The 17,285-nt window shown below is 60.8% G+C and carries 17 protein-coding genes and 1 pseudogene; 17 read left to right on the top strand and 1 reads right to left on the bottom strand.

Annotation, left to right across the window (positions count from 1 at the left end; translation table 11 throughout):
* Nucleotides 1–9 precede the first annotated feature (9 nt).
* The 17 genes from A7X97_RS05185 to A7X97_RS22040 all read left to right on the top strand — a co-directional run bounded on the left by A7X97_RS05185 (nucleotide 10) and on the right by A7X97_RS22040 (nucleotide 17,030).
* Entirely contained in the window at nucleotides 10–1,689 is a 1,680-nt protein-coding gene (locus A7X97_RS05185) for a type IV secretory system conjugative DNA transfer family protein (protein ID WP_061480696.1), read from the top strand.
* A gap of 424 nt (nucleotides 1,690–2,113) precedes the next feature.
* A complete protein-coding gene (locus tag A7X97_RS05190; protein ID WP_032954281.1) occupies nucleotides 2,114–2,560 on the top strand; it encodes a hypothetical protein in 447 nt (148 codons plus the stop codon).
* A gap of 89 nt (nucleotides 2,561–2,649) precedes the next feature.
* The gene (locus A7X97_RS05195) at nucleotides 2,650–3,705 is read left to right on the top strand and encodes a VirB8 family type IV secretion system protein (protein ID WP_088497915.1); all 1,056 of its coding nucleotides are present in this window, start codon (nucleotides 2,650–2,652) and stop codon (nucleotides 3,703–3,705) included.
* Nucleotides 3,702–4,481 carry a TrbG/VirB9 family P-type conjugative transfer protein gene (locus A7X97_RS05200; protein WP_032954280.1) on the top strand — a complete coding sequence of 260 codons (780 nt, stop codon included), beginning with the start codon at nucleotides 3,702–3,704 and terminating at the stop codon, nucleotides 4,479–4,481. The genes A7X97_RS05195 and A7X97_RS05200 overlap by 4 nt, the downstream gene beginning before the upstream one ends.
* Entirely contained in the window at nucleotides 4,478–5,731 is a 1,254-nt protein-coding gene (locus A7X97_RS05205; protein ID WP_005417235.1) for a TrbI/VirB10 family protein, read from the top strand. Before A7X97_RS05200 ends, A7X97_RS05205 begins: the two co-directional genes overlap by 4 nt.
* Nucleotides 5,732–5,745: 14 nt before the next feature.
* The gene (virB11, locus tag A7X97_RS05210) at nucleotides 5,746–6,789 is read left to right on the top strand and encodes a P-type DNA transfer ATPase VirB11 (RefSeq protein WP_019660292.1); all 1,044 of its coding nucleotides are present in this window, start codon (nucleotides 5,746–5,748) and stop codon (nucleotides 6,787–6,789) included.
* Nucleotides 6,790–6,792: 3 nt separating this feature from the next.
* Entirely contained in the window at nucleotides 6,793–7,776 is a 984-nt protein-coding gene (locus A7X97_RS22325; RefSeq protein ID WP_088497916.1) for a lytic transglycosylase domain-containing protein, read from the top strand.
* A gap of 73 nt (nucleotides 7,777–7,849) precedes the next feature.
* Nucleotides 7,850–8,254 (top strand): TrbC/VirB2 family protein, encoded by a 405-nt coding sequence (locus A7X97_RS05220; RefSeq protein ID WP_005417229.1) that lies wholly within the window; start codon nucleotides 7,850–7,852, stop codon nucleotides 8,252–8,254.
* The gene (locus A7X97_RS05225) at nucleotides 8,247–8,555 is read left to right on the top strand and encodes a VirB3 family type IV secretion system protein (protein WP_005417227.1); all 309 of its coding nucleotides are present in this window, start codon (nucleotides 8,247–8,249) and stop codon (nucleotides 8,553–8,555) included. The genes A7X97_RS05220 and A7X97_RS05225 overlap by 8 nt, the downstream gene beginning before the upstream one ends.
* Nucleotides 8,556–8,635: 80 nt before the next feature.
* Nucleotides 8,636–11,077, top strand: a complete 2,442-nt coding sequence (locus A7X97_RS05230) for a VirB4 family type IV secretion/conjugal transfer ATPase (protein WP_088497917.1) — start codon at nucleotides 8,636–8,638, stop codon at nucleotides 11,075–11,077.
* A complete protein-coding gene (locus tag A7X97_RS05235) occupies nucleotides 11,074–11,901 on the top strand; it encodes a hypothetical protein (RefSeq protein WP_061480703.1) in 828 nt (275 codons plus the stop codon). Before A7X97_RS05230 ends, A7X97_RS05235 begins: the two co-directional genes overlap by 4 nt.
* 76 nt (nucleotides 11,902–11,977) lie before the next feature.
* Nucleotides 11,978–13,108: a TrbL/VirB6 family protein gene (locus tag A7X97_RS05240; RefSeq protein ID WP_245884950.1), complete on the top strand. Its 1,131-nt coding sequence runs from the start codon at nucleotides 11,978–11,980 to the stop codon at nucleotides 13,106–13,108.
* A gap of 23 nt (nucleotides 13,109–13,131) precedes the next feature.
* Complete coding sequence (locus A7X97_RS22330; RefSeq protein WP_409349630.1) at nucleotides 13,132–13,659, top strand: DUF4189 domain-containing protein; 528 nt, start codon at nucleotides 13,132–13,134, stop codon at nucleotides 13,657–13,659.
* A gap of 851 nt (nucleotides 13,660–14,510) precedes the next feature.
* On the top strand, nucleotides 14,511–15,059 hold the full coding sequence (locus A7X97_RS22335; protein ID WP_088497919.1) for a DUF4189 domain-containing protein: 549 nt from the start codon (nucleotides 14,511–14,513) through the stop codon (nucleotides 15,057–15,059).
* Nucleotides 15,060–15,456: 397 nt separating this feature from the next.
* Nucleotides 15,457–15,753, top strand: a complete 297-nt coding sequence (locus A7X97_RS22340) for a DUF4189 domain-containing protein (protein WP_425450852.1) — start codon at nucleotides 15,457–15,459, stop codon at nucleotides 15,751–15,753.
* A gap of 174 nt (nucleotides 15,754–15,927) precedes the next feature.
* On the top strand, nucleotides 15,928–16,434 hold the full coding sequence (locus A7X97_RS22235) for a DUF4189 domain-containing protein (protein WP_088497929.1): 507 nt from the start codon (nucleotides 15,928–15,930) through the stop codon (nucleotides 16,432–16,434).
* Nucleotides 16,435–16,841: 407 nt separating this feature from the next.
* Complete coding sequence (locus A7X97_RS22040; RefSeq protein ID WP_233282216.1) at nucleotides 16,842–17,030, top strand: DUF4189 domain-containing protein; 189 nt, start codon at nucleotides 16,842–16,844, stop codon at nucleotides 17,028–17,030.
* Between the two features lie 170 nt (nucleotides 17,031–17,200).
* On the opposite strand, the pseudogene A7X97_RS21995 reads toward A7X97_RS22040, so the two are convergent.
* Nucleotides 17,201–17,284, bottom strand: a pseudogene (locus tag A7X97_RS21995) (transposase); the annotation flags it as partial.
* Nucleotide 17,285 lies beyond the last annotated feature (1 nt).

Here is a 17,285-nt window from a genome sequence, read left to right on the forward strand (position 1 = left end):
AGGATTCGGGTGTTGCCCAGTAAGAAGTATCTGCTCATCGCCATCATCACGCTGGCGACCCTGCTGCTCGGTTTCGTGTTTTCCGGCTATCTGACCCTGCTGTTCCTGGGGCTGGACACCCAGCTGTTCACCTGGAACACCTACTACCAGTACGTCCACGCCATCGGCCAACCGCAGGTCGCGCCCTTCGTGGGCAAGATCAAATGGGCTGGCTACGTGGGCTTCGGCCTGCCCCTGCTGGTGCTGCTGGTGGCCGGCCTGGTGCTGCTGCTGAAGAAGGACAAGCGCTCGCTGCACGGCGATGCGCGCTTCGCCACCGGCGCCGACCTGGCCAAGCACGGCATGTTCAAGAAGACCGGCCAGAGCATCGTGGTCGGCAGCCATGGCGGCAAGCTGGTGCGCCTGGATGGCCAGCAGTTCGTGATCCTGGCCGCGCCGACCCGCTCGGGCAAGGGTGTGGGCGTGGTCATCCCGAACCTGCTGGAGTACGGCGAATCGCTGGTGGTGCTGGACATCAAGCAGGAGAACTTCGACCTGACCAGTGGCTGGCGCGCCAGCCAGGGCCAGGAAATCTATCTGTTCAATCCCTTCGCCGAGGACCGGCGCACGCACCGCTGGAACCCGCTCAGCTACGTCTCCGATGATCCGGCCTTCCGCGTCTCGGACCTGATGAGCATCGCCGCGATGCTGTATCCGGACGGGGCCGAGGACCAGAAGTTCTGGGTCAGCCAGGCACGCAACGCGTTCATGGCCTTCACCCTGTACCTGTTCGAGAACTGGGACGACGAGCGCAGCAGCGGTTTCCCGGGCGGCGCCGGCACGCCCACGCTCGGTGCGGTGTACCGTCTGTCCTCCGGCGACGGCACCGACCTGAAGAAGTACCTCAAGACCCTGTCGGAGCGGCCGTTCCTCAGCGCCAACGCACGTTCGGCATTCGCCAACATGCTGTCCCAGGCTGACGAGACTTTCGCCTCGATCCTGGGCACCTTCAAGGAACCGCTCAATCCCTGGATCAATCCGGTGCTGGACAAGGCCACCAGCTGCAACGACTTCCTGCTGACCGATGTCCGCAAGAAGAAGATGACCATTTATATCGGCATCCAGCCGAACAAGCTGGCCGAGAGCCGGCTGATCATCAACCTGTTCTTCAGCCAGCTGATCAACCTCAACACCAAGGAACTGCCCAAGTCCAACCCGGACCTGAAGTACCAGTGCCTGCTGCTGATGGACGAATTCACCTCGATCGGCAAAGTCGAGATCATCGCCTCGGCGGTGTCCTACATGGCCGGCTACAACATCCGCCTGCTGCCGATCATCCAGAGCATGTCCCAGCTCGACGCCACCTACGGCCGGGAAGTGTCACGCACCATCATCACCAACCATGCCCTGCAGATCCTGTACGCGCCGCGTGAGCAGCAGGATGCCAATGACTATTCGGACATGCTGGGCTACACCACGGTGCGCAAGAAGAACGTCACCCATGCCCGCGAGAAGACCCACAACTTCACCGAGGAACGGCGCGCGCTGATGCTGCCGCAGGAGCTGAAGGCGATGGGGCCGGACATGGAGGTGTTCCTGTATGAGGGCATACCGCATCCGGTGAAGTGCGACAAGATCCGCTACTACAAGGACCGCTACTTCACCTCGAGGCTGCTGCCGAAGGTGGATGTTCCGATGCTGAACGTCTAATTCACGACGCTTAATTTGTGAATTTGATTCGAAGTTAAGAATGTGAATTCGTGATTTCGGTCAAGAATTTGGCATTTGTTCATGGATTTTCAGACTTGCCTGACATGGAATTGACGCGTGGTTGTGCGACCCTGTGTCTGTCGTCCAGAAGTGTGTGCTGGATGTCAAAGATGTAGCAGCAGGGTGGCCAGGAGTTTGTGCCATGGAAACAAGGATGCTTTCGACGTTGGTGAGGTATGCGGATGTGTTGTCGGCTGCGCCGATGGCCCCGCGACCTGGTTGGCAGCCTTTGGGCTGCAGGGGAGCCGGAGTGGGTGCGCTGCACACAGCGTGTCCCTCCGATTCCGGCGTGCGCGATGCAGCGCCGGACGACCAGGGGACCAATGCTCGGGACTGCTTTTTCGTACGTCAAAGTGAAGCCCGTATGAATCAGGCGTTTATCGCGAAAATGTCCATCGCCGCAGTGGCGGCGCTGATGGTGGCCGGTTGCGCCACCAAGTCCGCTCCGGATTTCGGAGGCCGCTGGAAGCCGGTCAACCGCTTTGCTGCGACGACGACCGAAATTCCGCTGTACTCCAGCTACGTCTACCAGGCCTCGCCGATGGATGGCACGCTCAAAGCCATGCTCGAGCGTTGGGCCAAGGATTCCGGGCGCACGCTGGACTACCGCCTCAGCTCGGATTTCACCCTGTATGGCGCGGTCTCGAACATCGACACCACCAACGCACAGCAGGCCGTGATCGATCTGACCGCAGCCTATGCAGCGCAGGGCATCTCCGTCTCCATCGTTGGCAACCAGATCGTTGTGCAGAGCGCTGGCTCGACGCCGACCGCGTCGGCGCAGGGCGCTGATTCCAACAGCGGCACCTGAGTCCACCTCGAAATCATCGAACGTGCCGCTCCCCGCGCCTGTCGCAGGGGTGCCACGCCCATTGATGTTTCAGCAGTACGGAAGAATCCATGTTCCGCAAGAAGGATCCCGGCAATAGTCCCAAGGTCGAGCAGTCGGTCGCCAAGGCGGTCAGCTACGAGATCACCGTGGCCGACATGGCACGCCGCAGCGAGCGGCGCGCATGGTGGGTCGCCACAGGCTCGTTGCTGATGTCGCTCGCCCTGGCGGGCGGCTACTACTACATGCTGCCGCTGAAGGAGAAGGTGCCGTTCCTGGTGATGGCCGATGCCTACACGGGTACCGCGACCGTCGCGCGCCTGAGTGGCACCTTCCAGGGCGAGACGATCACCACCAACGAAGCGATCAATCGCAGCAACGTCGCCCAGTACGTGCTCGCGCGCGAATCGTATGACTCGGCGGTGATGGGCCTGCGTGACTGGGAGCTGGTGTTCGTGATGTCGAGCAGCCCGGTTGCTCAGAGCATGCGTATGCGCTACGCGGGAAGTAACCCCCAGAACCCGTTTGTGATGTATGGCCGCGAAAAAGCCATTCGCGTAAAGATCCTCAGCATCACGCCGTTGGGGGCTGAGCCGAACGGCAGCTTCCGCGGTGCGTCGGTGCGCATCCAGCGCAGCCTGTTGGACAAGCGGACCGGAGCATCCAGCTACCTTGACAACCAACTAGTGACGATGCGCTTCGAGTACAACCAGAACCTGGCGTTGTCCGAGCAGGATCGCATCCTCAACCCGCTGGCGTTCCAGGTCACCGAGTACCGCGTCGACAACGACTACTCGCGTGGTGTGCCGGTACCGGATGACGGCGCCATGCAGGCGCAGGCGCAGCAGGCCGCTCAGGCGGCGCAGCAGGGGCAGGGCGTCTACGATCCGAACAATCCGGCTGCGGCCACCATGATCGATCCGGCCACCGGCCAACCGGTCGCGGCTCCGGCCAACGGCCAGTTACCGGGTCAGCCGCTGCCGGGTCAGCCCGTACAGGGTCAACCCATGCCGGGTCAGCCGGTGCAGGGGCAAGCAATGCCGGGGCAGGTTATGCCCGGACAGCCGGCCATGAGGCCGGCGCAGAACAATTCCACCGGAACTGCTGATGGAGCAAGCAACCGATGAGTAGTCGAAATATCAGGGGAAGCGCGCTGGCGCTGCTGTCGATGTTGTCGTTGCTGTTCTCAGCAGCGGCGATGGCGCAGGCGGTTGACCACTACGAGTACGAGAAGGACCGCATCTATCCGGTTCGAACCGGCCTGGGCCTGACCACCCAGATCGAGTTGAGCCCGAACGAGAAGATCCTCGACTACAGCACCGGCTTCAGCAGCGGCTGGGAACTGACCCGTCGCGAGAACGTGTTCTACCTCAAGCCGAAGAACGTCGACGTCGACACCAACATGATGGTGCGCACCGAGACCCATTCCTACATCTTCGAACTGAAGGTGGTGGCCACCGACTGGCGCCAGTTGGAACAGGCTCGTCGCGCGGGCGTGCAGTACAAGATCGCCTTCGTCTATCCGAACGACACCGTGTTCGGCGTCGCCCAGGAAGCGGTCGAGGAAGAGGCCAAGCCGTTGTTGAGCTCGGAACTGGCCAAGGACCGGCAGTACAACTTCAACTACTCCTATTCCACCAGCAAGGCGAAGAAGATGGGGTGGCTGATCCCGGTCAACGCCTACGACGATGGTCGTTTCACCTACCTGAAACTGCCGAATTCGCCGGAGTACAAGACCGGCATCTTCCCGGCGGTGTTTGGTCGTGAAACGGAATACGGTGAAGACTTCGTGGTCAACACCACGGTTGAAGGCAATACGCTGATCGTGCACGGGACCTACCCGTACCTGGTCATCCGCCACGGCGACTTCGTCGTCGGCCTGCGAAGGAACGTGAAGAAATGAGCCAGCAGAACACTCCCGGAAACGACCCGAACAACGGACGCGACGAGAGCCAGAGCCCGTACGGCGCACAGGGTGCCGCGGACGCGCCTTCGAATCCCTACTTCGGCACGACCCAGGCCGAGCCCGCGCCGGATCTGGATGCGGCCGCGCCGCAGTTGCGCTCGGCCGAAGAGCAGCGGCTGAACCGAAAGGCGCTGCTGTTCCTCGGTGGCATCGTGCTGTTGCTGATGGCAATGGGCTTCCTGCTGTTCCGCAAGGGGCAGGATGATGCGACCGAGCAGAACAAGCCGCGGGAAGAGGCGCGTGCGACGACACCACAGCTGCCGAGCGTAGGTACCGCAGCTGATCCGGCGCCGCCGGTGGCTGTTGCCGATCCGATTCCGATGCTGCCGCCTGCGCCCCAGCAGGAAGTGCCTATGCCCGGTTTTCCGTCGGCGAGCAAGCCAGACGAAGATCGCGGGCCGACGTTGATGGACCGGCGCATGGGCAGCGGTTCCGGGGTAGGGGGTGGTGACGCGGGCGCGTCGTCCGGCAGCCAGAACTCTGACTACAACCAGGCGATGATCGCTGCCATGCAGGCAGCAGCAAATCCTCAGCCCCAGCCGCAGAAGGTCCGCCGTGGCCCCGACGTGGAAAATGTCTCCAATGCCGCCTATATCCGTAGCCCTGACGCGCTGCTGGTTCGTGGCACGTACCTGAGATGCGTGCTGGAAACGCGGATCATCACCGACGTGGCCGGCTACACCTCGTGCCTGCTGACCGAGCCGGTGTACTCCATCAACGGCCGTAACCTGCTGCTGCCGAAGGGCTCCAAGATCTATGGCGCCTACGGCGGTGGTCCGATCGGCAAGCGCGTGGAAGTGATCTGGGATCGCATCACCACCCCGAACGGCATCGACGTGGCCATGTCCAGCCCTGGCACGGATGGCCTGGGCGGGGCAGGCCATCCTGGACAGTACAGTGCGCACTGGGGCAGCCGTATCGCCTCGGCGCTGATGATCAGCCTGATCGCAGACGCCTTCAAGTACGCCGCAGCCGAGCACGGTCCAGAGTCGACAACGGTCGCCAGCAACGGCTTTGCCGTGCGCTCTCCCTACGAGAGTGCAACCGCTCGCACCATGGAGCGACTTGCCAATGAGGCGCTCAGCGAGCGCCGCCCGCCGACCGTGACCATCAACCAGGGCACCGTGGTGAATGTCTACGTCGCCAAGGACGTTGATTTCACCAACGTGCTGAATCCCCGCCGGTAACCCAACGAACGATCATGGACGCCGAAGTGTCACCCCTCGCCCTCGTCTCCAGCGATTTCCTGCGCTATCAGTACGAAGTGCTGGGCATCGCCGAGTACATGACCTCTCCGGAAGTGACGGAAATCTGCATCAACCGTCCCGGTGAGCTGTACCTGGAAACCCGGGCGGGGTGGCAGCGGGTGGAGGTGCCGAGCCTGACGTTCGAGCGGGCCCGGCAGTTCTGCACGGCGGTGGTGAACGAGAGCAACACCGGCCAGCGCATCACCGATGCCGATCCGGTCGTGTCGCTCACGTTCCCCACCGGCCAGCGTGCACAGTTCGTCATTCCGCCCGCGTGTGACGCTGGCAAGGTGTCGATCACCATCCGTCTGCCGTCCAAGCACACCAAGTCGCTCACGCAGTATCACGAAGACGGCTTCTTCAACCAGATCCTGGAGAGTGATGGCAGCATCAGCGAGCAGGATCGCGAGCTGCTGGAGCTGCGCCATTCGCGCGAGTACGCCGAGTTCTTCCGGCGTGCGGTGATGTACCGCAAGAACATCGTGGTATCCGGTGCGACCGGTAGCGGCAAGACCACCTTCATGAAGGCCTTGGTCAACCATATCCCGGACAATGAGCGCCTGGTCACCATCGAGGACGCGCGCGAGTTGTTCCTGACCCAGCCCAACGTCGTGCACCTGTTGTACTCCAAAGGCGGACAGAGCACCAGCAATGTGACGGCCAAGAGCTGCATGGAGGCCTGCCTGCGCATGAAGCCCGAACGCATCATCCTGGCCGAGCTGCGCGGTGACGAAGCGTTCTACTTCATCCGCAACTGCGCGTCCGGCCACCCGGGATCGATCACCAGCTGCCATGCCGGCAGCCCGGAGCAGACGTGGGATCAGCTGGCGCTGATGGTGAAGGCCTCGGCGGAGGGTTCGGGCCTGGAGTTCAACGTGATCAAGCGACTGTTGATGATGACCATCGACATCGTAGTGCATATCAAGGCGCATGCCGGCTCGCGCTACATCACCGGCATCGACTTCAATCCTGGGCGTGCCCAGGGGCAGGAGGGCTGAAGGATGCTGCCAGGACTGGAAATGATGGCGTGCCCGGAGATGGCCGTGTCGATGGATGTGATGCAGCACGTCATCAACGTCGAATCGTCGCGCAATCCCTACGCCATCGGCGTGGTCGGCGGTGCACTGGTGCGCCAGCCCAAGGCGTTGGATGAAGCGCTGGCGACGGTGCGCATGCTGGAAGAGAAGGGCTACAACTTCTCGATCGGGCTGGCCCAGGTCAATCGCTACAACCTGGGCAAATACGGGCTGGATTCCTACGAGAAGGCCTTCCAGCAGTGCCCGAACCTGCAGGCCGGTTCGCGCATTCTCGCCGAGTGCTACAAACGCTCCGGTGGTGACTGGGGCAAGTCGTTCAGCTGTTACTACTCGGGCAACTTCGAGACCGGCTTCCGTCACGGCTACGTGCAGAAGATCTACGACTCGATCCGCCGCGGCCAGCAGGTTGCCAGCAATGGTGTTGCGCCGATCGACGTGGTCAGTCGGGGTGAGCGCCGCGCGGTGAAGGTCGAGCATCACCCGCAGCTCGCTTCGCCGGCGCAGGCGCGCATCGTTGCTCAATCCAATGGCCCGGTGTACGTGCCGTCGGAAGATCCCGCACGCGCCTATGTCGTGTACCCGTCCACCGGTGCGATGGCGCGGGGCAGTCTGCTGAATCTCGCCGACCAGGCGCTGTCCAAAGTGGTGCTGGGTTCAGTGGACAGGATGATGCAGCCCCAGGCGCAGCCCATCCAAGGGGCCGCCTATCCCCAGCAACAGTCCGGTGGCATGCCTCAGCAGCTGCCTCAGCAGGGTGCTGCGCAGGCCATGGCCATGCCGCAGCAGTTGCCGGGTGCTGCCGGTGCCAGCAATGAGGGGCCGGTGATGCTGCGGCCCTGGAGCGAGCGCAACCAGCCTGTGGCGGGTGCCGACAATTCGTACAACGCGCCGGTGCAGGCCGCACCGGTGCAGCAGATTCCCGCAGGGGATGCGGCCTTCGTGTTCTGACGAAGTCGTGGTGCGGCCAGTCCCCCGGCTGGCCGATTCAGTTGTGTTAGTCCATCAACAAGGAAATCAATCCATGAAGCGATCCAATCTCGACCTCGTCCAGGCCCAGCGCACGCTGAAGACCCTGCTGATGGCCACCCTCTTTGTTGGTGCGCTGTTCGCTCCGGAGGTCTTCGCCAATCAGGGCGGCGTCAATTATGGTGGCACCGAGAAGAAGGTATGTGGCTTCTTCGACAGCATCAATGGTCTGCTGAACATGGCCTCGATCGCCGTGGTGACCATTGCCGTCATCTTCGCCGGCTACCAGATCGCCTTCGCGCACAAGCGCATTGGTGATGTGGCCCCGATTCTGATCGGTGGCGTGCTGATCGGTGCCGCTGGCCAGATCGCACGTATGCTGCTGGGTGACGACTATGGCACCTGCGAAGGCAAGACCGCCATGCTGATCCAGCAGGCTGTCCAGTATTACAGTGCATAAGAACGTCGTCTTCCGCGGCTGCACACGTCCGGCAATGTTCCTGGGCGTTCCCTACCTGCCATTCTTCATGGTGGCAGGTGGGTTGCTGCTGCTCAGCATGTATACGAACTTCTGGTTCCTGCTCACCATTCCGGTGGCGGTCTTCATCATGCGGCAGATGGCCAAGCGTGACGAAATGATCTTCCGCCTGTTGGGCCTGCGCCTGCTGTTCAAGCTGAAAGTCCGCAACGTGCAGGAACACGATGGCATGTGGGTGTTCAACCCCAACCATTACCGCGACAAACCGGCCCGAATGGACTGAGGTCCGGATCCGGCCCGCGGGCGCAAGCGTCCGTCGGGTCTGTTGAAACTTCTTGGCAGTACCTCTTTGGAAGCAGTCGTATGTTCAGCCCTGACACCTCCATCAGTGAGTTCATTCCCCTGTCGACGCATGTCGCCCCGAACGTGGTAAAGACCACGGGTGGCGACTACATGTTGACCTGGTACCTGGAAGGACTGCCGTTCGTTGGTCGCGAGGAATGGGAGCTGGAGCACCGGCACAATACGTTCAACCGCCTGCTGCAGACGCTGAGGGCGCCGGATTTCGTCAATGTCGCCTTCTGGGTGCACGACATTCGCCGTCGCCGTACGTTGAAAGGCAAGAGCCACTACAAGCAGCGCTTCAACCAGGACGTGTCCGACCAGTACATGGGCATGCTGTCCTCGCAGCGCATCATGCAGAACGAGCTGTACCTCACCATGATCTACCGCCCGGTCGTAGCCGGGAAGCGCTTCGTGGAAAAGTCGGCGAATGTCGAGCGCCTGCAGGCCGAGCAGGAGCAGGCCATCGAGAAGCTGATGGAACTTGCCGGCAACGTCGAGGCCGTGATCCGCGACTATGCGCCGTACCGCCTGGGCATGTACGAGGCCAAGAACGGCGTGGTGTTCTCGGAAACGCTGGAGCTGTTCGGTTACCTGATCAATCGCATCGACGAACCGGTGCCGGTGCTGTCGGCGCCAATCAAGGATTACCTGCCGGTCAGCCGGCATATGTTCTCGGCCAAGACCGGTGACTTCGTCATCAATACCCCCAATGGTGCCAACCACTTCGGCGCCATCCTGAACATCAAGGAGTATGCCGAGGGGACTTACCCGGGCATTCTCAACGGCCTGAAGTACCTGGACTACGAGTACGTCATCACCCATTCGTTCAGCCCGATGGGGCGTCAGGACGCGCTCAAGGTGCTCGACCGCACAAAGGGCATGATGATCTCCTCAGGCGACAAGGCAGTCAGCCAGATCGTCGAGCTGGACCAGGCGATGGACCAGCTGTCGTCGGGAAATTTCGTACTGGGCGAGTACCACTTCATCATGGCGGTCTACGGCGACAGCCAGGCCAAGCTGTCGCAGAACGTGGCCACGACGCGCGCCGAGTTGTCCAATGCGGGTTTCGTGTCGACCAAGGAAGACCTGGCGGTCACCTCGTCCTTCTATTCGCAGCTACCGGCCAACTGGCGCTATCGCACCCGCCTGGCCAATGTCAGCTCGCTGAACTTCCTGGGGCTGTCGCCGCTGCACAACTTCGCGACCGGCAAGCAGCACAACAACCCGTGGGGCGACTGCGTCACCACGCTGCAGACCACCAACGGCCAGCCGTACTACTTCAATTTCCACGCGACCCATCCGTCGGAGAACTCGCTGGGCGAGAAGGCGATCGCCAACACCATGGTGATCGGCAAGTCCGGTACCGGTAAGACCGCGCTGATCAACTTCTTGCTCAGCCAGGTGCAGAAGTACGAGCCGTCGCCGACCATCTTCTTCTTCGACAAGGATCGTGGTGCGGAGATCTTCGTCCGTGCCTGCGGTGGCAACTATCTGGCCCTGGAGAACGGCGCGCCGACCGGCTTCAACCCGTTCCAGTGCGAGAACAATGAAGCCAACGTGCAGTTCCTGGCCGACCTGATCAAGGTGCTGGCCGGCAAGCGTGAGTACAGCGCCCGCGAGGAAGAGGACATCTACCGCGCAGTGGAAAGCATGCTCGATACGCCGATGCACCTGCGCAGCATGACCAACTTTCAGAAGAGCCTGCCCAACATGGGCGACGATGGGCTCTACGCGCGCATGCGCCGCTGGACCTCGGGCAATTCGCTGGGCTGGGTGTTCGACAATCCGGTCGACACCGTTGATCTGAGCAAGGCCAACATCATCGGCTTCGACTACACCGACATCATTGACAACCCCGAAGTACGCGTGCCGGTCATCAATTACCTGCTGCACCGCCTGGAGTCGCTGATCGATGGTCGTCCGCTGATCTACGTGATGGACGAATTCTGGAAGATCCTGGACGGCGAGGGTGGCCTGAAGGAATTCGCGAAGAACAAGCAGAAGACCATCCGTAAGCAGAACGGTCTGGGCATCTTCGCGACGCAGAGCCCGGAGGACGCGCTGAAGAGCGATATCTCTGCCGCGCTGATCGAGCAGACCGCCACGCTGATCCTTCTGCCGAACCCGAATGCCAGCAAGAGCGATTACATGGACGGCCTGAAGCTGACCGAGGCCGAGTTCAAGGTGGTTACCGCGCTCGACGAGCGCTCGCGCTGTTTCCTGGTCAAGCAGGGCCATGCATCGAGCGTCTGCCAGCTGAACCTGCGCGGCATGGACGACATTCTGTCGGTGATCTCGGCGTCGACCGACAACATCGACATCATGCATCGGGTGTTGCAGACCGCTGCGGTCCGCAACCGGATCACCGTGGATGAGCTTACGCCGGAACAATGGCTGGAAGATTTCTACAAACATCGAAAAGGGTCCGGGAAGCGGGCCGAGCAGGAGGAGACGGCATGAAGACGCTCGCTCAGACGAACAAGGAAACCGCCATGACAACTGAATTCCGCCGCACTCCGGTGCGACGCAGGCGCTTCGCGCCGATGATGGCCGCAGTGTTGACCTTGGGCATGACCATCAGTACAGGCACCAGTCCCGCGCAGGCGATGACGGTCTATGACCCGTTCAACTGGATCATGAATTTCATGCAGGAGATGAAGGCCGGTCAGGAATATCTTCAGACTGCGCAGCGTTGGAGTGAAACGGCTCAGCAGTACTCCAAGACCATCGACAACTGGATGTCCAAGCTCCAGAACTGGACCCAGATCATTGCTTCGCCGCTGATGCCGCCGACTCCCGCGTTGACGAAGATTCCCGAGAACTGGAACGTGGCCGAGAAGTGCGGTGGCGATTCCATGATCAGCATGAATGGTCTGATGGCAGTGCTGAACATGAGCCCGGGCGGTGACATCGGCGCGCAGCAGCGTGCGATCTGCTCGTACATCCAGGTGCTTGAGAACAAGAAGTACAACGAGACTGTCGAGGTCGTGCAGATGTCCATGCCGGCGATGGAGCAGATGCTTCAGCAGCTGCGTCGGATCCGCAACGCGTTCAAGAATGAAGGCGCACTGCAGGAGGATATTTCCAACAATACGGCAACCTCGGTTGAGCTTGAGAAGGCCTTCAAGAAGTGGGAGACCACCATCAAGGTCTACGACCAGCAGATCGCTGCCTTGCAGGGGCGGCAGAAGAATCTGGCCGAGCGTGCGTTGCGGGGCGAGCGCAACCCGATTGGAAGTGTCATCAAGGCCGGCGCGCTGAAGGCCGCGCTCTCCACCAAGTGAATCACGTGCGCAACGCACTCCAGCAGGGCCCCGACGCGGGGCGGGTGATGTGATGAGTCAGGGAATGATGCACGGTATGGTGTTCAATGATCTGTTGCACGGCACGTTGTTCGCCTCGGTGGGCGACTTCTTCTTCTTCCGGCTGATCCTGGAATATCTGCGCGAAGAGATCACCAATTTCGGCAACGGCATCCTGAGCCGGATGATGACCTGGGTCGGCACGATGGCGTTGGTGCTGATGACGCTGTGGGTGCTCATCCAGGGCTTCCGCATCGTGACCGGACGGAGCCGTGACTCGATGGCTGCGCTGATGACGAACATGGCGCGCGCCGCCCTGATCGTCACCGTCGCAACGTCGATGGCGATGTTCGGAACCAAGCTGCAGAACTTCCTGACCGGCGATGTGCAGGACCAGATCACCTACATCGTGACCGGCAAGAAGTCGACCGCCGAGGAGCTGATCGACAAGAACCTGGGCTACATGCAGCTGGCACTCACGTCGGTAAGCGTGCTGGATGTGGCCGGCGACGTGGCGCTGGATAGTGCCAAGACCCGCGCGATGTGGTTCATCGGCCTGGGAACGGGCGGTCCCGCCGTGACTGCGGGTGCGATGCTGCTGCTCTACCAGATCGCGCTGGCGCTGTTCATCGGATTCGGACCACTGTTCATCCTGTGCCTGCTGTTCGAGCAGACAAAGTCGCTGTTCCAACGATGGTTGTTCTATGGCATCGGCACCATGTTCTCGATGGCGGTGCTGGCGGCGATGACCGGCATTGCCATGGAAATGGTGGCACGCGTGGCGGCTTCGTTCTGGGGCGCATCCGCGCTGGGCGCACTGCTGGGGTCGAACCTGACCGAGGGCATGAGCAGCATGGCGCTGCAGCAGGGCGGCATGGGCCTGATCCTGACGACACTGATCCTGACTGCGCCCCCAATGGCCGCGATGTTCTTCCAGGGCACCCTGGGTACCTTCATGGCATATTCGCAGATAGGCGGTAGCGCGGTGCCGACGTCGCCGGGTCCGAATGGGCAGCCGCCGGGTTCTAGTGGGTCGGGCGGAGGAATGTACATGCCTCCTGTTCCCACCAATTCGAGGGCCTCAAGTCAGGTTCCGGTTCAAGATACGATGCCTAGATTTGGAGGCGCGACCACTGAATCTCCGATTCAGAGTGGGCAGCGCGGCAATGCTGGAACAATGAATTCGTAACTCTTCGGGAATTGGAGGCCATGATGCGAACGACTTTGACCTACATAGTTCTCGTTGTATTGTTGTTATGCGTACACTCCGCATCAGGAGAAGGTGGGTGCCCCCCAGGGTCGTATCCGATTGGTGGGCAGGGTGTCCAGGGTTGCGCGCCAATTCCTGGTGCAGTTGGTGGAACGGCATCACCCTCTGCTCCCGCTCCTGCTCAGCCGTTGGGGGAGTGGTTGACGAGATGGGGAGCCGTGGCTGAATCGCCTACGTCAAATCTCGTCGGCACCGCAGCCAATGAGTCCAGCGAGCGGCGTGCGGTGGATGTGGCGATCAAGAAGTGCGCGGCAGAGGGTGCAAAGGACTGCAAGTCTTCGGTCACCTATTACAACCAATGCGTTGCATTCGCTGTACCGTCCTCAGGAAAGGGGCAGGGCTCCTTGGATACGGCGGTAGATGCAGAGACCGTCGCTGGAAATGCAATTGGTCATTGTCGGGATACCGGAGGCGGAAAGTGCGCCGTCGTCTATTCCGAATGCTCCTTGCCCGTCTTCCGGAAGTACTGATAAGACTTCAGATCGGTCAACGGCGCAGAACGGGAAGCTGTGCAAGCGTGCGCCGCCTTTTGGGCGCGTGATCAGGGGCGGCCTGACTTCCTTCAATTGGTGCGCTTTCTGGATCACCCTGAGCGGGGGAAGTACATAGTCCCTGTCCGGCATGGATACGGTCTGGCGCAGGCGGAGGCTACGGGGGCGCCTCAAGGGAGGTGCTGGAACCAACCGTCGTGAGCACGTACAGCATCGTACGCAGATTGCACTGAGCCTCTGTTCAATGTTTAGAAGGTGCTGATCCATCGATGCTTCAGCTGGGTGTTCGGCATGCGAACCAGGATAGCCACGCTGTACAAGGTGTCCGTAGCGAATGCTCACGCGAACGACTAAGCAATCATTCACGATAACCGTGCTTTTTGTATGATCAAGTCCGTTTTTCGCTCTAGACCCCCTTCGACGACCGAAATCTCCACGCAGTAAGCTGCGTGCGCGAAAGAAGTCCGGCGCATCTGGGCCATTGGCAGCAGGGCGGCATGGGCCTGATCCTGACGAGACTGATTCTGACCCCAATGGCCTCGATGTTGTTCCCAGGGCACACTGGGTACCTTCATGGCATATTCGCAGATAGGTGGTAGCCCGGTCGCGCAGGCGTCCAGCTCAAACGGTCAGCCGCCGGGTAGTTACATGCCGCCTCAGACTTCTAATGCGGAGAAGCATGTTTCACCGCCAGTAACCTATGCAACCAGTGGAAAGTCTATAGGTGAAGGCGGGTCTAGCGGAAGTCTTGGGCCTGGTACGCATGGCAAGGCTGCTGGAAGTTAGTTGAGGCTTGCTCAGCGCATGATTCAAGGATTGGAGTAAACACTATGATCAAGTTCCTTCTTGCGGCCGCGCTGCTGATAGCCCCTTTTTCCGCTCTGGCGGAGGGGAGATGTCCCCCTGGGCAGTACCCTGTTGGAGGGCAGGGCGTCGGCGGGTGTGCGCCTATTCCTGGCGGAAGCAGCTCTCCCTCCACTGGATCTTCTGCGCCGGTTCCGGCCGGGAAATGGGAGACGCGCTGGGGAGCCATCGCTGAGGACAAAAAACCAGCAACTGGTGGCTTGATGGCAACCGGTGTTTCCGTATCCCAGAAATCGAAGCGAGCTGCGGAAGCGGCGGCGATCGACGGATGTGTCCGACGAGGAGGGACCAAGTGTGAGATTCGTTTGAGCTATCACGATCAATGCGCCGCAATCGCCGATCCGTCGCCCCGCTCGGGCGGAAGGGCTGCCGGAAATTCAATCGTTGCCAGCGCTGAAACACTTGACGAAGCTCAATCGCTCGCGTTGAAGGAATGCGCCTCTGTGAATGATGGAGGAGCGTGTGAAGTGGCCTACTCGGCCTGCAGCATGTCGGAGTTCAGGGCGTATCGCTGATCGCCAGTTCTGCGTGAGGGCTGTCAGCAGTTATTCATGCTGCACCGGAAGGTGGCGTTACTTGTGGCCGCATCTGCTATGGCTGTGATGTTGTTCCGAGGCGTCTGGGAGACTTCATGCATGTTCGCAGATGGCTGGAAATTGAGTTCGGGCGTGGCTGTATGATCATGACTGGTCGGTTGATGCAAGCGGTCATCGCAGCAATGTTCTCTCTAGCATTCTCATCCGCAAGTGCAGAAGGGAACTGCCCTCCCGGTATGTATCCGATTGGAGGGCAGGGAGTACAGGGCTGCGCGCCAATTCCAGGAGCCAGTTCTGGGGGCAGCGCTACGATTCCTACTCCTCCGCCCAGACCATTGGGTGAGTGGGTTAAGACCTGGGGCGCACTCGCTGGCTCATCCAGCGGTTCGGAGGGGGCGCATCTGTAGGTGAACCCAGTGAGCGTGCTGCGAAGAGGGCCGCGATTTCGAATTGCGAGAAGAACGGTGGACGTTGCAGAATCGAGTTCACCTACCAGAATCAATGTGTGGCCGCTGTCACCTCGGAACTGGCATCCACCGGTACGCAGTACGCCAGTTCGGGGACGGTGGAGAGCGCCGGGGAGCAGGCCATGCGTGACTGTCAGGCAGCAGGCGGGGCGCATTGCAGGATTATTTACCCGGAATGTTCCGCGCCGGTCTTCCGCAAGTATTGAAAGTGTGTCCAGGCGGCGCTCGAATGCCTGGTGGCTTTAGGGGAGCGTATGTTGGTGCAGGCTGGTACGCCGCCGTCGCTACCTTCACCCGAGTTGCTCGGCAGTCAGAGGTACATGGCCGCTGCCTCCGTTCTTCAATGTCGTCCTGGATGACTGATGCGGTACTTTGTTGGAATGCTGGCAGTGCTGGCTTCGTTCTGGTCCTCGCCGGTAGCGGCTGAGGGCAACTGCCCGTCTGGTTTCTACCCAATTGGCGGGCAGGGTGTCAGCGGGTGCGCTCCGATCCCTGGTGCGAGCAGCGTCTCTTCCCAGCAACAGTTGCCATCGCCCCCGCCGCAGCCGACAGGGCGTTGGCATAAGACCTGGGGCGCCGTTGCCATGGGTGAAAAGGGGGATACGGGAGTTGCAAAGCAGAAGTACTCCCGCGAGGAGGCTGAGCAGGAAGCGCTAAGTCAATGTGCGACGTCGGGTGCGCGAAACTGCGTGGTCAAGATCTCGTATGAGAACCAATGTGTGGCGATTGCATCTCCCACTGCTTCCCAGACCGGCGCCCATATCGCCCGAGATGGCAGCATTGCCAAGGCCGGTGCTGTGGCGCTTTCGGGTTGCAAGAAGCAAGGAGGTTTCGGGTGTGAAGTTATGTACTCCGAGTGCAGCGATCCCATCTTTGAGAGGTTCTAGAAGCACTCCTGTCGCTGCGAATTTTCTTTGGGGCATGCCAACCTGGTTGTGGCTGCGGCACGAGTTGCATTGACGCAATCGGATTTCGCGAGAGCTGCGGATACAGGCTTTGGAGCTGTGGACCTTGGGCAGCCATAGCCTCGCGCGGTACTGGAGTACTGGTATGAGACGCGTTGTACCGTTGTCCCAAATGGCTTCATTCTTTCTGGTGCTTCTTGCATGCGATGCTCGTGCCGAGGGGCGGTGCCTGCCGGGACAGTACCCGGTTGGAGGACAGGGTTTAGGGGTGTGCTCCGATACCCGGAGACAGCAGCCAAGCTGGCCAAGCGGCACAGAGCGGTCCGATCGCGACTGGGCGCTGGATCAGGACCTGGGGCGCGATAGCCGGGGCAGCAAGCACCGGTGATGTGGGTGCCTCGGTAGGCCAGGGAACAAAGAGTGAAGCGATATCGGAGGCGCTGGAACGCTGTGGGAAATATGGCGCGAAAGGCTGCAAGATCGATACGACCTGCAGAAATCAGTGTGTGGCATATGCTGATCCTTCCCCTGGCAGTAAGGGTACTGCTCGGAACCTGTTTTTGAGTCCTTCTAGCTGAGTCAATTCAGGGTACTTGCGGCTTCGCCGAATCGCCCGGGTCGCAGGGCAACAGTGAGACTGTCGTTTCGCTGAGCCTTGGCTGACGCTAGTAGTTAACCTTATGAGCGGCGGTGCGAGAAAGAACTGAGATCGAGCCCGCATTTTGTAGCTGTGCTTTGGCCCGTCTTAGCGGCACAGCTCCTTGATCGGGGTGCCAGCGGCCGCCTGCTTCAGGAAGCCAATAATCTGCTCGTCGGTGAAACGCTTCTTCATG

It is taken from the genome of Stenotrophomonas sepilia (assembly GCF_003244875.1).
Lineage (GTDB): Bacteria > Pseudomonadota > Gammaproteobacteria > Xanthomonadales > Xanthomonadaceae > Stenotrophomonas > Stenotrophomonas sepilia.

Coding starts and splice junctions, on each gene's coding strand:
- A7X97_RS22235 (WP_088497929.1), top strand. CDS start 15,928: ATGCTGGCAGTGCTGGCTTCGTTCTGGTCCTCGCCGGTAGCGGCTGAG.
- A7X97_RS22330 (WP_409349630.1), top strand. CDS start 13,132: ATGCGAACGACTTTGACCTACATAGTTCTCGTTGTATTGTTGTTATGC.
- A7X97_RS05220 (WP_005417229.1), top strand. CDS start 7,850: ATGAAGCGATCCAATCTCGACCTCGTCCAGGCCCAGCGCACGCTGAAG.
- A7X97_RS22325 (WP_088497916.1), top strand. CDS start 6,793: ATGCTGCCAGGACTGGAAATGATGGCGTGCCCGGAGATGGCCGTGTCG.
- A7X97_RS05235 (WP_061480703.1), top strand. CDS start 11,074: ATGAAGACGCTCGCTCAGACGAACAAGGAAACCGCCATGACAACTGAA.
- A7X97_RS05190 (WP_032954281.1), top strand. CDS start 2,114: ATGAATCAGGCGTTTATCGCGAAAATGTCCATCGCCGCAGTGGCGGCG.
- virB11 (WP_019660292.1), top strand. CDS start 5,746: ATGGACGCCGAAGTGTCACCCCTCGCCCTCGTCTCCAGCGATTTCCTG.
- A7X97_RS05205 (WP_005417235.1), top strand. CDS start 4,478: ATGAGCCAGCAGAACACTCCCGGAAACGACCCGAACAACGGACGCGAC.
- A7X97_RS05230 (WP_088497917.1), top strand. CDS start 8,636: ATGTTCAGCCCTGACACCTCCATCAGTGAGTTCATTCCCCTGTCGACG.
- A7X97_RS22335 (WP_088497919.1), top strand. CDS start 14,511: ATGATCAAGTTCCTTCTTGCGGCCGCGCTGCTGATAGCCCCTTTTTCC.
- A7X97_RS05195 (WP_088497915.1), top strand. CDS start 2,650: ATGTTCCGCAAGAAGGATCCCGGCAATAGTCCCAAGGTCGAGCAGTCG.
- A7X97_RS05200 (WP_032954280.1), top strand. CDS start 3,702: ATGAGTAGTCGAAATATCAGGGGAAGCGCGCTGGCGCTGCTGTCGATG.
- A7X97_RS05240 (WP_245884950.1), top strand. CDS start 11,978: ATGGTGTTCAATGATCTGTTGCACGGCACGTTGTTCGCCTCGGTGGGC.